This is a genomic window from Paenibacillus sp. FSL R5-0713 (assembly GCF_037973325.1).
In the GTDB taxonomy this organism is placed as follows: Bacteria; Bacillota; Bacilli; order Paenibacillales; family Paenibacillaceae; genus Paenibacillus.
Map to the genome: position 1 here is coordinate 6,125,652 of NZ_CP150229.1, position 14,772 is coordinate 6,140,423.

At 50.6% G+C, this 14,772-nt stretch carries 12 protein-coding genes; 3 read left to right on the forward strand and 9 right to left on the reverse strand.

Going from position 1 to position 14,772, the window contains the following annotated elements:
- Positions 1-53 precede the first annotated feature (53 nt).
- From MKZ12_RS27350 to MKZ12_RS27385, 8 genes are all read right to left on the reverse strand, one after another.
- The gene (locus MKZ12_RS27350) at positions 54-1,421 is read right to left on the reverse strand and encodes an NAD(P)-dependent oxidoreductase (RefSeq protein ID WP_339261531.1); all 1,368 of its coding nucleotides are present in this window, start codon (positions 1,419-1,421) and stop codon (positions 54-56) included.
- Positions 1,422-1,538: 117 nt separating this feature from the next.
- Complete coding sequence (locus MKZ12_RS27355; protein ID WP_339257719.1) at positions 1,539-2,420, reverse strand: nitrilase-related carbon-nitrogen hydrolase; 882 nt, start codon at positions 2,418-2,420, stop codon at positions 1,539-1,541.
- A gap of 4 nt (positions 2,421-2,424) precedes the next feature.
- On the reverse strand, positions 2,425-3,714 hold the full coding sequence (locus MKZ12_RS27360) for a M20 family metallo-hydrolase (RefSeq protein WP_339257720.1): 1,290 nt from the start codon (positions 3,712-3,714) through the stop codon (positions 2,425-2,427).
- Between the two features lie 125 nt (positions 3,715-3,839).
- Positions 3,840-5,213 (reverse strand): aspartate aminotransferase family protein, encoded by a 1,374-nt coding sequence (locus MKZ12_RS27365; protein WP_339257721.1) that lies wholly within the window; start codon positions 5,211-5,213, stop codon positions 3,840-3,842.
- A gap of 21 nt (positions 5,214-5,234) precedes the next feature.
- Positions 5,235-6,299 carry an ABC transporter substrate-binding protein gene (locus MKZ12_RS27370; protein ID WP_339257722.1) on the reverse strand — a complete coding sequence of 355 codons (1,065 nt, stop codon included), beginning with the start codon at positions 6,297-6,299 and terminating at the stop codon, positions 5,235-5,237.
- Between the two features lie 137 nt (positions 6,300-6,436).
- The gene (locus MKZ12_RS27375) at positions 6,437-7,375 is read right to left on the reverse strand and encodes an ABC transporter permease (protein ID WP_339257723.1); all 939 of its coding nucleotides are present in this window, start codon (positions 7,373-7,375) and stop codon (positions 6,437-6,439) included.
- Entirely contained in the window at positions 7,372-8,193 is an 822-nt protein-coding gene (locus MKZ12_RS27380; RefSeq protein WP_339238268.1) for an ABC transporter permease subunit, read from the reverse strand. The genes MKZ12_RS27375 and MKZ12_RS27380 overlap by 4 nt, the downstream gene beginning before the upstream one ends.
- Positions 8,165-8,989: an ABC transporter ATP-binding protein gene (locus tag MKZ12_RS27385; RefSeq protein WP_339257724.1), complete on the reverse strand. Its 825-nt coding sequence runs from the start codon at positions 8,987-8,989 to the stop codon at positions 8,165-8,167. The genes MKZ12_RS27380 and MKZ12_RS27385 overlap by 29 nt, the downstream gene beginning before the upstream one ends.
- 519 nt (positions 8,990-9,508) lie before the next feature.
- Here MKZ12_RS27385 and MKZ12_RS27390 point away from each other — a divergent pair.
- The 3 genes from MKZ12_RS27390 to MKZ12_RS27400 all read left to right on the forward strand — a co-directional run bounded on the left by MKZ12_RS27390 (position 9,509) and on the right by MKZ12_RS27400 (position 13,905).
- Entirely contained in the window at positions 9,509-11,734 is a 2,226-nt protein-coding gene (locus MKZ12_RS27390) for a methyl-accepting chemotaxis protein (protein ID WP_339257725.1), read from the forward strand.
- Positions 11,735-11,853: 119 nt separating this feature from the next.
- Positions 11,854-12,855, forward strand: coding sequence for a GTP 3',8-cyclase MoaA (gene moaA / locus MKZ12_RS27395; protein ID WP_192134940.1), 1,002 nt, complete (start codon positions 11,854-11,856; stop codon positions 12,853-12,855).
- A 213-nt stretch (positions 12,856-13,068) separates the two neighbouring features.
- The gene (locus MKZ12_RS27400) at positions 13,069-13,905 is read left to right on the forward strand and encodes a methyl-accepting chemotaxis protein (RefSeq protein ID WP_301290204.1); all 837 of its coding nucleotides are present in this window, start codon (positions 13,069-13,071) and stop codon (positions 13,903-13,905) included.
- Positions 13,906-14,114: 209 nt separating this feature from the next.
- On the opposite strand, the gene MKZ12_RS27405 is transcribed toward MKZ12_RS27400, so the two are convergent.
- Positions 14,115-14,723, reverse strand: coding sequence for a LysE/ArgO family amino acid transporter (locus MKZ12_RS27405; protein ID WP_339257726.1), 609 nt, complete (start codon positions 14,721-14,723; stop codon positions 14,115-14,117).
- Positions 14,724-14,772 lie beyond the last annotated feature (49 nt).

Here is a 14,772-nt window from a genome sequence, read left to right on the forward strand (position 1 = left end):
TAAGATTCGTTAGCGCATCAGGGACACGAGGATGCGGGGGTTCGATGCACCACTTACGCCGTCTCTTCCACCTGCCCAGGCAATGCCTTCATGACTGCGGCGGCGGCCAACTTACCCTGCTGGGCAGCCGAGACAACCATCGCCTCACCCTGGCCCTGACCAAAAATAACATCTCCTGCCGCATAGATCTGAGGATGCGAGGTACGGTACGTGTGCGGCTCAATCTCGACAACGCCCCAGTGATGACGCAGTCCAAACGCTTCGATTAATGGTAATAAACGATGCTGTCCAATCGCCCGAATGACCGTATCACATTCAATCATGAACTCCGATCCCTCCACAGGCACAGGCAATGCACGCCCACCTCCAGGCGGAGTAATCAGTTCCATTTTCACACATTCTACAGCCTGAACCCGACCGTTCTCGTCTCCAATAATACGCTGCGGCATCGTAAACCAGCGGAACTCCACACCTTCCTGCTTGGCAAACGTATATTCAAACGCATACGCCGTCATCTGGCTTTCCCCGCGCCGATATAACATCTGCACCCGCTCGGCACCCAGACGCACCGAACAGGTCGCTGCATCTACCGCCGTATTGCCCGCGCCAATCACGGCGACCTTCAGACCATTCAGTGCCGGCGGAACACCCTGCTTCGTAGACTCCACCAGTTCAATCGCATCATAGACACCTTCCAGTGTCTCTCCTTCAATGCCCAGCATGGGCACCGATCCCATGCCGCAAGCCAGAATGACCGCTTCATGCTGCTCCAGCAACTGCGTAGCAGGAATATCTACACCAATGCGCACCCCGTAACGGATCTGCACACCCAGCGCTTCCACCTGCTCCACTTCCCATAACGCAACCGATTCGGGCAGACGGAAGGATACGATGCCGTACGTGTTTAGCCCACCGCCTTTGGGTTTGGCTTCATAGATCGTCACCTCATACCCTGCGCGCCCCAGTTCACGTGCCGCCGACAGTCCAGCTGGCCCCGCTCCCACAACAGCGACGGTTCTCCCATTGGCAGGTGCCGCCTGGAATAACGGCTCATTCTTCGCCCGCGCCCAGTCGGTGGCGTAACGCTGCAAATCACCAATGCGAATCGGCTTCGACGATTCATTTAGCACACATGCGCCTTCACACAGTTCCTCTGTGGGACAGACACGTGCGCAACTGGCTCCAACCGGATTCGCATCCATGATGGTGCGGGCCGATCCTTTCAGGTGCCCTGTTGATATTTTGCTAATAAAAGACGGGATATTAATGTCGGTTGGACAAGCCTTGATACAAGGTGCATCGTAACAGTACAGACAGCGGTTCGATTCCTCCATCGCTTCCTTACCTGTCATGGCGGGTTTCATCTCGGCAAAATGACTCTCCCACCCATAATCGGATAACGTTGTTCCTGAGCTGTTCATCAATGTCATGCACCTCCTGGAGAATGATCTACGCTATCTCAAACTCGAACAAACTTGCGTGCATTATACGTTCAACCCCGCTGACAGAATCACTTACCGATCGCTTGTTGCCGCTTCCTACAGGCTAACCAGATGTTCGTACGTTTCCGGCCTGCGATCACGGTAGAACTGCCATACATTACGTACCTCACGAATCATCTCCGTATCCATCTCGCCAATGACGACCTCATCCTGATCCCTGCTGCCGATGGCAACCATTCTGCCTCGTGGATCGACCAAGTACGACTGCCCATAAAATTCACCCATATTCCACGGAGCTTCCACGCCGACCCGGTTGATGGCTGCCACATAATAACCATTAGCTACTGCGTGAGCGGGTTGTTCCAGTTTCCACAGATATTCCGATGTGCCTGCAACCGTAGCCGACGGGTTAAACACAATCTCCGCCCCTGCCAGCCCGAGCAATCGTGCCCCTTCCGGAAAATGACGGTCATAACAGATGTACACACCAACTCTGGCGTAAGCTGTATCAAATACCGGATACCCGAGGTTGCCTGGTTTGAAATAATACTTTTCCCAGAACCCATTCGTACCCTCACCTGCTTCCACATGCGGGATATGATGTTTGCGGTATTTGCCCAGATACGTACCATCTGCATCAATAACGGCTGCCGTATTGTAATACGAAGCAATGCCCTCCACCTCGTACACCGGCAGAATAATCACCACCGCAAGCTCCTTCGCCAGCTCCTGAAACAGCTTGGTCGTAGGTCCTTCCGGCACGGGTTCAGCGGATGCATACCATTTGGGATTCTGCTCTGTACAAAAGTACGGCCCATAAAATACTTCCTGCAATCCAATGATCTTGGCCCCTCTTGCAGCCGCTTCACGGACCAACGTGATGTGCTTCTGAACCGCAGCCTCTTTGTGAACTTCAACGGGAGCCGAACCTTCAATCTCATGTGATGCCTGGATTAATCCGATGCTGATTTTTCCCATATCGTCACAACGCCTCCTCAGGTAAAATGGTTGGTTGGTTCACTCCACCGCACATCCTTCGAATGGTTCGATACAGCACTTCCGTGCCGAGTCCAATATCCTCCGGAGAGGAATATTCGCTGGGATGATGACTGATGCCGTCCTTGCTACGGACAAAGATCATGCCATAATCACACACACGTGAAAGGGCCAACGCATCATGGAACGGACCACTCATCAGTTCTGGCAAAGTAACCCCGACCTCTGCCGCAGATGAACGAATCACCGATTGGATTGACTCTGCACAATACCTAGGCTCACTGTTCGTATCCTCGGTCAGCGAATACGTTAGACCATATCGGGAACTCACTTCATCCAAAATGTTCATCAATCGGGCTTCCAGCCGGTTCCTGCGTTCCATCTCCATGTCTCGTAAATCAACCGTGAAGCTGACTTCCTCGGGGATGATATTACGCGAATCCGGAAACACTCTCAGACTTCCTACCGTACCTACCGTTGGAGCTTCCGGGTCTTCTCTCACCATATCGTCAAAAGCGGAAATAACTCTGGCGCTGCCTGCCAGAGCATCATGCCGCATGCCCATCGGAACAGAGCCGGCATGACCCGCCATACCTTTCATCGTAACCGTAAGCCACAGCGGGCCCGAAATGCCCGTCACCAGACCTATCGGAGCATTCAGCGATTCCAGCACTGGCCCCTGCTCAATGTGCAGCTCCAGATAACTGCCTATGGAATCTGGCGGATAGATCGCTTCTTCAAAATCCGAAGGAGAACAGCCGAAGGCTTCCAGCGCCTCCCGGCGAGTCACACCGTTTTTATCCTGCCGCTCCAGTTCGCCTTCTTCCAACTGACCGGTTATACCACGCGAGCCGAACAGGCCTTTGTTAAAACGGGAACCTTCTTCATCGCAAAAGGCAATCACCTCAATCGGCATACGGGGCTGAATGCCATTTTCGATCAGGCATTGCACGGCTTCGAGTGCACCGAGCACACCAATCGCTCCATCATATCGACCGCCGTAAGGCTGAGAGTCGATATGGGAACCAATCATGAGGATCGGCAGCGCCTGATCCGCACCTTCCAGACGACCAATCAGATTGCCGAAAGGGTCAAGTCGCGTCGTCAGACCGGCCTTTTCCATCCACAGGCGAACCTGTATGATTCCGTCCATATCTTCTGGGGTCAGGGCAAGTCGACAGACGCCCGTCTCTGCGATTCGCCCAATCTGTGATAACTGCTCAATTCGCTCATTCAACCGAAGCTGATTGATGAGTTTGCCTGTTGTGGTCTGCATCGTCCCTCACCTCCTTGTGCATTGTTATCACATCATGTGTTGAAACACTTTATTTTGCTTAATTTTGCTTGCCAACACTTCTGTCGTACTTGTCGTACATGTGTGTTCTCATCCATATCCAGTTACTAACTCGCATCCAGACTTCGCAACGCAACGAACAAACTTCCAGCGATCAGATCCAGTTCTTCCTCCGTGGTGACAAACGGCGGGGAGATCGTCAAAATATTCGCAAACCCTGGCACGGTATCTCCGTTCTTGCCGATCAGAATGCCATCACGCTTACAACTGGCGAGCACCTTCATTACTTTATCCGCTTCCGCAGGAGACCCGTCTGCTTCAATCAATTCCACCCCACAGGCGAATCCGAATGAACGGATATCCCCCACAATGGACAGCTCCAGCAATGGTTCCAGCTTCTCACGAAGCAGGTATCCCAGTTCCTCCGCCCGGCTGACCAGATTCTCTCGTTCCAGAATTTCCAGATTCGCCAGCGCTACCCGACAGGACACCGGATTCCCACCAAATGTATTCACATGACGAAAATGCGCATCTGTTCCGGGTTGCCGGAACGTGTCATACAGATCGGCTCGCACCGCCGTTGCGGATAGCGGTGAATAGGCACTGGTCATGCCTTTTGCCATCGTCACCATATCTGGCTGAATACCATAGTTCTGATGACCAAACTTCTGCCCCGAGCGGCCAAAACCACAGATGACCTCATCGACAATGAGTAGCACGCCATAGCGCTGACAGATCTCTTGCACGGTGCGCATATAATCCGGCGGAGGGACAATCATGCCACCCCCAGTGATCACCGGCTCCATAATCACTGCGGCAACCGTCTCAGGACCTTCCCAACGAATCACCTCTTCATAGATGGTTGCACACTCGAGTCCGCATCCATCCTTGTTTCGCCCAAACGGGCAGCGGTAACAATACGGTGGTGGAACATGAGAGAAACCTACGCCGAGCGGTTCATATTTGATCTTGCGGGCGGCTTGCCCGGTGGCGCCCAGTGCCCCCATGGAGTTACCGTGATAGGCACGGTGACGGGAGATGAATTTGTGCCGAGTAGGCTCACCATTCTGATGGTGATACTGACGGGCTATTTTGAAAGCCACCTCATTCGCATCTGAACCCGAGTTGGAGAAAAAGATTCGATACTCTCCCTCCAACCAGTCATTCAACTTCTCCGCCAGCAAAATTGCCGGTTCGTGACTCTGCGTCATCGGTACATAAGCGAGTGCTTTCATCTGTTCGTAGGCACTTTTCGCAATTTCCTCACGGCCATGCCCCACATTCACACACCACAGTCCAGACATTGCATCCAGATAACGTGTACCATCCTGATCGGTAATCCAGCTGCCCTCCCCGCTTACTGCAATCATCGGATGATCGTTATGAGGCGAGATGTGATGCCATACGTATTTGCGATCTTTCTCCAGCCATTCTTCCTTCGTACCGCCAAGCGGCTGAGGCTGCTGATCCACAGAACTCATTCGTCATCCTCCTCCACACGTTTATTTCACCGCTTCTTCATAGATGCTTTTCTCCAGTGCTTCATCCAGGTTGGCGGCTTTTTTAATCAGGCCATATTTCAGCGCAATATCCGCAGTTCGGGTAAATGATTCATCTACAAAACTGCCGACTTGCTGCTCCGTAAATCCTTCCGGGCGAATCAGCTTTGCAATCTCTTCCAGCATCGTGACCTGATGCTCACGAGTGGTGCTGCCCTCCGTCACATTACTCATCACGATATCCACTGTCTCATTCTGATTGTCGATGGCGTAATTCCAGCCCTTCAGAATGGCACGGGTCACTTTGACCGCAAGCTCACGATTGCTGTCTACCCAATCTTTCTTGGCAATCAGCGTATCCTCCAGCATGCCAACACCGGCATCTTCAATGTTGAACACATCCAGATCGGATTCTTTTGTTCCACTTTCCAACACCACGTGGTATTCGTTATAGATCGTTGCTGTCGCCACATCTACCTGGTCATTAAAAAACTGATCCATCGTGAACCCTTGCTTCACCAGTTCAATATCTTTCTTCGGATCCAAGCCGTTCTTCTCCATGAACGCGAGCACTTGAAACTGCTGACTGCCGAACCACGTACTAACCTTCTTGCCTTTCATCTGAGCGGGATCGGTAATACCTAGCGACTTCTTGGCGATCAAGCGATAACTGCTCTTCTGTGAGATCTGGGCGAGTGAGACGAGTGGTAGACCGTTATCCCGGCTGACCAGCAGACTGTCCACTCCGGTGATCCCTACATCGGCGGCGCCATTGACCACCTGCTGCTCAATCACGATATCCGGGCCACCCGGAATAATCTCGGCATCAATGCCTTCATCTGCAAAAAAACCTTTTTCCTTCGCTGCATAGATCCCGGCAAATTGCGCCTGAGGCACCCATTTCAGTTGAATTTTCACTTTGGTTAAGGGTTGATCTGCTTCGCCCGCCCCTCCTGAACTTGCAGCAACAGGTTCAGCGGCCGGCTCGGACTTCGTAGAACATGCACTCAGCATCGTAACAACCAACAGGACCAATACCAGCAAACCCGGCTTCAACGTTTTGTACATGGACAGAACAACCCCCTGTTTATATACGATTTATCAATCATCAGTCCGTGTTCAAAAAAGTCTGGTTTTCAGTACCGTGGACTTATTGAACAACCTCAATCACGTATTACGATCTATGGTTGATACCCTGATGTACGTTAGTGATCTGTGCGTGCACGATTCCACGGAATGAGTCGCTTTTCTGCCAGGACAACCGCTTCATACAACACAATACCGAGCGCGGCGGCGATGACAATGCAGGACCAGGCCAAGGGCATGTTCGCCAATCGAATCTGATCGGAGAGTAAGTACCCCAGCCCCTGGGAGGCGATGAAAAACTCACCCACAATGGCCCCGATAATACTGGTCGACATGTTGATCTTCAGACCTGCAAAGAGGGAAGGTATAGCATGAGGCAGTCTCAGCTTCCAAAAAAACTGCATCCTGCTTGCGGCGAGGCCACTCAGCAGATCACTGTACTGCGGCTGAATGGAGGTCAGCCCCTTAAACAAGCTGACCGCCATAGCCGCCATCGTAATGACGGTGATGACTGCAATACGCGACCAGATCCCGTCACCGAACCAATTGTTCATAATCGGGGCAAGAGCCACGATCGGAACAGCGTTCAGTGCCGACAGAACCGTAACCGCCGCCCTGCCACTTGTGGGAAAGAACGATGCACCCGCTGCCGCCAGAGCGCCCAACAGGGAACCGAGCAGGAATCCCCCCAGCATTTCGGTTCCACTGTACATCGCATATCGAAAGAGCATATTGGCATTTTCCTGTATCGATGCCGCAATCGCGGAAGGCACAGGCAATTGGTAACTTTCCAGCGAGAATATCCAATGAAACAACCTGAGCTGCCAGAGGGAGAGAAACAATACACCCGCACCCCAAGGAAGCATGCTCAGTGCAATCGATCGCCTGCGAACGCCGGTGCCCAATCTTTCCTTTTCGGCTTGTCCCGGTTGTCCATGGATTTCCGATCCGGGAGCAGATGTCATCTGTGAACCAGGGAGGGGCGTAGCAGTTCCCGTTACAGCAGCAATTGCCACACCTTCATCACGTTTCCGCTGCATTACCCTACCTTCACTCATGTGGCATCGCCCCCTTTGGCCCTGAATTCAGGCTGCCAGGGGGTTAGCCAACGTTCGGCCAGACTGATGACCAGATACGAGATCAGGCCAATGCCAATGCTAAGCATGATGGTTGCCCAGAACATGCCCACTTGGGCATGGCCGTAATATAACGAACTAACCATCAGGACACCGAGTCCGTCAGGGGCACCCATCAATTCCACAACGATAGAGGAGGTCACCGCCAGCGGAGCAGCTATTTTCATACCTGAAAATAATCCCGGCAGTGCTGAGGGCAACAGACATTTGATATATCGTGCAGTCAATGAAGCTCCACAGGAACGCATCAGTTCCAGATGCTCTGGCGCTGCACTTTTTAATCCTTTCAACGTATGGATGATGATCGGGAAGAAAGTTACGTACGCCGCCATAACCATTCGGGCCCATTCCGCGTTGTGAATGATGCCGTACACAATTGGTGCGAGACCAATAACCGGAACCATCTGTGAGGAGACTATATATGGCGATAACGTGCGCTCCAGCCATACAGCTCCGCTCATGAGCAGAGCCAGACCCAGGCCCAGCAGCGTTCCCCCTGCAAAACCAATGGCCGCATTGCCAAACGTGACCGCCCCCTGCTCTGCCAGCGTACCCGAGTAACGAAACAAGGCTGCAAGCACATCATGCAGATAAGGAAGGCGAGACGCCGCCTGCTGGGGTGACAGGAATAGTTGGAGCATCCAGGCGATTCCCTCCCACAGCACCAATACGGCCATAATCCAGATGACGACCCAGGATCGATATCCCGGTTTAAAGAACCGCAGGGACATGAGATTCATCACGCTCCTCGTAGAAGCAATTGCGAATGGTTGTGATCATGTGGTAGAAAGCATCCGTTTCTCTCAGTTCGCTATGGCGTTCAGAGGACAGATTAACAGAATGAATGGAATGCACTTGCCCTGGATGTGCAGAGAGTACAATGATTCGGTCGGACAGAAATACGGCTTCAGGGATGCTGTGTGTGACAAAGAGGAAGGTCTTGCCTGTTGAGCGCTTGATCTCAAGCAGCTCCAATTGAAGCTTTTCTTTGGTGAATTCGTCCAATGCGGAGAAGGGTTCATCCATGAGCAGCAGTGGCGGATCAAGCGCAAGGGCACGTGCAATGGATACACGTTGCTGCATGCCTCCACTGAGCTGCCACGGATAATGGTCGGCGAAGCGGGTTAGTCCTACCATTTCAAGCAGTTCACTGCTAATGCGGCGGCACTCCTTCCGGCGGGTACCCAGCAGTTCCAAGGGCAATTCCACATTGTGACGAACGGTGCGCCAATCGAACAAGGCGGGTGTCTGGAAGACAATACCGAACTGTCGCTGTAGTCGAGCCCGCTCAGGCTCCTGACCGGCAATGCGAACGGTGCCTGAGGTGGGCTGAAGCAGATCACCCACTAACCGGAGCAAGGTCGACTTGCCACAGCCGGAAGGGCCCAGCAGAGAGACAAACTCATTGGACTCGATCTGGAATGTAACATCCGACAAAGCAGTGACTTGTTGTGTACCTGTGCCAAAGACAACGGACACATGATCTACATCAATATGGCAGGCTCCAGGGACTGTAGCTGAGGGTGCGGAGGACATGGGCATTCTCCTTTGTGGAAGTTATTTTCATGGCACACAAGGCTGAATGGGAGGTTTATATACACGAACGTAACAGGTTTGCTTGTTAGATAATACTATATCGCTTTGGGCGGGGATTACATTATACAGTGTGTTTTGAGTATGGGCCTGTTCATGTTACACAATGTAAAATGAGATGTATTCTCAGATATATCCATGTGAGTTTTCCTCGTATTTAGCTAACATACATTTCACTTAACAACAAACGCACGATCATTTGTATTTATTGAATAAATATTCGGAAAATATGACATATGCCCTCGTATTCTTGTCCATTTTCTTGTATAAAGATTGAATAGACGTACAAGGGCTGCACCTCCACGTGTCACGGCTCCTGAATGATGAAGGCGGTATCACTATTCCGGATCAATCACCACGCAGGCTGGCTTCCTTTGTCATATATCACTTTGAAAACCACATATGTAGGTCTATCCAAAGATCAGTAGAACGAAGCTTTCAAATCCAGAAATCGGGGTGGTCATGATGTTTGATTGGCTGGGATGGAGAAAAGGATTGCCGCTGTGGCGATCGTATCGGTTGAACGCACATATGAAGGAAGATGTGGAACAGATTTTTGAGGGAATTGCCGAAACGAGACGGCAGATTATGATGGACTGGGCAGATGAACAGTGGAACCACCTGGACCGTTTGCTTCAACAGATACAGTCGCTTCAATTACAGGATGTATTACAAGGTACACCGCAAGGAAGCAAACTAGATGCATGGTTTCAAGCCAGTTATATTCGAGCTGTTGATAGTACGGAGCTATTCATGCTGAACGAACAGAATCAGGTGGTATTCTCTACATATAAGAAACATATTGGACAGATCTATGAGGATCACGAAGCTTTAATAGGACCAGGATTGAAGTACTCCAGAGCAGGTCAGCAGGAAAAAAAATGCTTGTTTGGTCCTTACTCTGATCCCCTGACGCTGGATATTGGTCCACGCTCGTCCGCTTTTCACGATGATGTCACCTTGCTGTTTATCTCCCCAATTCTGCAGGAAGGTCGCTATGTCGGTTCGTTATGCAGCCGTGTCCCCGGGGATGTACTGGGTGACCTGATTCAACGAGAGTCCGGTCATATCTATCCTGATTCCGGTGACAATTACCTCTTTATGGCCGAGTCGATATTACGGCCTCATCTGCAACCCGGCACTGCCTTATCCCGAAGCCGCTTCGAAGACCGTACCTTTACGCATGGGGAAAACCTCAAAGATGGCGTCACCACCGAATGGGGCATCGTTTCCGTTAAAGAGCATACCGAGCTGGAACTGATGTTCACCGATCCATCGACCGGAGAACTGCACCCCGGAGTAGCAAACACCATTCAGAATGGTTCCAATCTGTTCGTAGCCTTTCCCGGCTACTCGGATTACCGACATATTTCTGTAATCGGCAAAGGCATCACCTTCCAGCTGCCACACTGTCCTGATCGCTGGGGCATGATGTGTGAAGGGGATTTAGAGGAAGTGTATCGGATACGAAATATCGGCTGGCGCCAGTTCAAGCAGCATAGTCTCTTCACGCTTTTGTCAGGCGTTGCAGGAACTGCCCTTGTCTATGCCTTCACCGGAAGTGGATGGAGCGCTGCAGCAATAGCAGCATTTAACGTGTTATTCGGATTCTTCACTGCATTGCAGCTGCATCGTAGCCAATTTCGGCGGGTTCATGAAGACTTGCGGCGCATCAGCCGTTTTATTCGAATTAATGCGGAAGGCAGGGGGGATCTGACCCAGCGCCTGGACACGTCTTCTTTTGCCCAAGACGAATCGGGTGAACTGGCGAAATGGATCAACAACATGATTGACTCTCTGGAGGGCATTATGCTGAAGGTACAACTTGCCACCGTAGACGTTATGGACAACCAGGTTCAGATGCGAACTTCAACAGAGACAACCCAGGGCACGACTGAGCGTGTGAACCACAAGCTTGGTTCGATGATTCAGGCCATTCGCACCCAACTGGAAGATCTGGATCAGGCCAGAATTGCTGCCGATCACATGCGCATAACGCTGCAACAACTGGAGACTTCTGCAACCGAACAGATCGGCGTGGCCCAGCAGGAAGTGGAACGAATCGGCGATAAAATGACCCAAATCTCGGGAGCGGTATCCGATACCAATCGTACCATCCTGTCCTTTATGGATACGATGAAAGAGATTTACCGCGCACTGGCTGTCATTGACGAAATTTCAGCTCAGACCAATCTGCTGGCTCTGAATGCTACCATTGAAGCTGCACGCGTGGGCGAACATGGCCAGGGCTTCTCGGTCGTGGCAGGGGAAATTCGTAAGCTGGCTGATTTATCCCGTTCTTCTACTGAAAATATTCATCAGATTCTGGACCGAATCTCAACAGCAGCAGGAGCTGCGTCCCAATTAATCACAGAGGGTGATCAGGTACTTGCTGAAGGAACGACACTGGTTCAGGCCGCTTCGCAACTTCTGAAAAATGCTACCGCTGAAGAACCTGAGCGCACACAAGTCGTAGATCAAGTGGTCATGCTGATGGAAAATATCGCTGCAATCAGCCATCAAAATCGGGCGACTTCCGCTGAGGTAGAAGCCGAGATGATGGAGCTGATTCGTGATATGTTACAGGTTCAGCATTCTTCGCATAATGTGGAAGCCATTACAGTCTTTCTGCAACAACTCGTGGGACAATTCCACCTGAACCACCCCGCCAAAAATGCTGTCATCTGACGTTATCGTTGACGCGGATTGGAGAAATAGCTAAAATTTGATGCAACTGTTCCTTTTGAAATTGTCGTATCATTTATAATAGAAGATTTCCAATCTGAACCGATGAAAGGGTGGTCTGCATGGAATTGCTTCAGGATTCATTTGGCCGAATACATGACTACATCCGTATTTCTGTTACGGACCGCTGTAATTTACGCTGTGTGTATTGCATGCCCGCAGAGGGCATGGAGTTTGCTCCACATGATGAGATTATGAGCTACGAAGAGATCGCACAGGTACTGAAGGTGCTCGCTCCGATGGGCATGCGTAAAGTTCGGCTCACCGGGGGCGAACCGCTGGTGCGCAAGGATCTGCATAAGCTCGTCGGCATGATCTCAGCGATTGACGGTATTGACGATATTGCACTGACGACCAACGCTCTCCTACTGGATAAGCAAGCTCAAGCATTGAAGGACGCTGGATTGAACCGGATTAACATCAGTCTGGATTCCCTACGCGCTGATCGTTTCTCCATGATTACCCGGGGCGGGGATGTGAACAAGGTACTGAAAGGCATTGAAGCTGCAACAGCCGCTGGCCTTGCTCCGATTAAGCTAAATGTCGTGCTAATGAAGGGTATCAACGATGATGAGATCAAGGATTTCATTGCAATGACGATGGATCAACCTCTTCATGTGCGTTTTATTGAATATATGCCGATTGGACACGCTTCGGATTCATGGCGCAAATCTTATTTGCCGCTGGAAGCCGTGACAGATGTATGCGCTGAAGCAGGCTGGACGGTAGAAAATACAACAGGCCCTGCGGGCAATGGCCCATCACGCAATATGAAAATTGTGGGCTCCGAAGGCACATTCGGATTGATTCATCCCGTGAGCGATCACTTCTGTGATAATTGCAACCGACTTCGGTTGACCGCTGACGGACATATCAAAGCCTGTCTGTACTGGTCGGATGAGTATAATGTTCGCCGTTTCGTGGATGATCCGGATGCCATGGCGGCACTCTTCCTCAAAGCGCTGGGTACGAAACCGAAGAATCATGAAATGGCTCTGGCTTTGGAGCAAAAAATGCAATCTCATACGCCGACTGTACGACGCATGTCCCAGATTGGCGGATAATAAAGCAGACGAGAACTTGATTGTTCTCGCCTGCTTTTTTGTCATGTTTTCATAAATTTCTGAAAATAATCCAATCTCCTGTTTCATTTATTAAAATTTTAATTAATATATGTTATTGCCCTTGTTGGGTCTTCAAGATTCCGCTAATTCTGACGATGTATATACAATACATCTAGATGATATGCACACATACACTATAGGAGCTGAACCTTATTGAACATTGTTGAAGCACTCGTTGCAGCGAGTCCGTATTTTAAAATTATGCTCAAAGAACACGATATCATGATTGCAGTAACCGATACGGAGAAATTCTGGTATTATGTTCCCAGCAACGAGCTCGATCTGGGGATCAAGGCCGGAGATCCCGTTTCCCTCGATGACCCTACACTCCGCCGGGCACTTATACACGGAGAGACTTCAGCAAACCGAATTGATGCAAAATTCTATGGCACATCAATCAATTCGGCGGCCACCCCACTTCGGGATGAGCAAGGAAATATTGTGGGCACACTTGCCATTGGTTTCTCTCTTCAGAATGAGGAGAAACTGGAGTATTTCACTGAATTAATCGGTGGGATCAGCGGCAGATTGACGGATATGGTACAGACGGTAGCCGCTCAATCCGAACAATTGACAGCCTCATCTACACAGATTTTGGACAATACGCGTATGGCAGTGCAGAACTCAGGCGAGGTTAACAAAGTCGCCGCATTCATCCGTGAAATCTCAGAACAGACCAATCTACTCGGTCTGAACGCGGCTATCGAAGCAGCCCGAGCAGGCGAAGCCGGTGCCGGATTCAGCGTCGTTGCATCTGAAGTGCGCAAACTTTCTACAGGTACCAAAGAAGCCACGGTAAATATCGAACGTTCCTTGAAGGATGTGCAGCATTCCATCCAGCAGATGGAGCAGGAGATCACTTCCATCTCACAGTCTAGCAACCAACAGGCTGTGATGGTAACCGAGTTCAGCGAGGTCATTGATCAGTTGAATAGTGTAAGCCGTGACCTGAAAGTGTTTATTGAATCCATGCTGCTGAAGGCAGAATAAATTCGAAACGATGACCCTTACTTAAATGATTAACCATATATAAAAGACGCAACACCGAAGCGTTATCAAGCACTACATGTTTCATATCAATAACCAGGTCAGCAGGCATCTATTGATAACCAAATTCAGCACCTACATAAAACTCCCCATGTGATTAACGTCACGGGGAGTTTTCTAATTCCAAACAAAATAAGCCACATCACGTCCTTCTATGCATAGATGAGTTTCCACAGCATCATAACGGCCAGCCCGACCATGACCACAGCGGACAATCGATTAAACACCAGACTGATGCGTCCAGTTCGATCCGTTCTCCCAATCACCCTACCCGCACCTGCAAGTCCCAGAAACCATATCCAAGATACAACTGCGGCTGTCAGGGCAAAATACATACGCTCCACGCCCACATACTGAAGTGAACTGGTGCCAATCACGGCAACCGTATCCAGTAGCGCATGGGGATTGAGTAGAGATACGGATGTAGCGAACGCAATCTGTCGTCCCGCTGACATTACCGTCTGCGAACCTTGCACAGATTCGGACGACCTCCAGATACTCCATGCCATATACAGCAAAAACAAACTTCCTGCGGCATACAACACATTCGCCAGCATCGGCCATTGCAGCAAAATAAGCGACACCCCTCCAACGGCTGCCCCGATCAACAACGTATCACTGACCCCTGCGGTTATTACAGCAGGCAGCGCATGTATATAACGCCTCTGGCTCATGCCCTGATTAAAAATAAATACATTCTGCACACCCAGTGGCAAAATCAGCCCAAACGCCAGAATCACTGCGTGAATAACAACCTCCATCGTTCTTCCCCCTTATCTCTGTATTCCATGGTAGGGCAGATAATGGCTG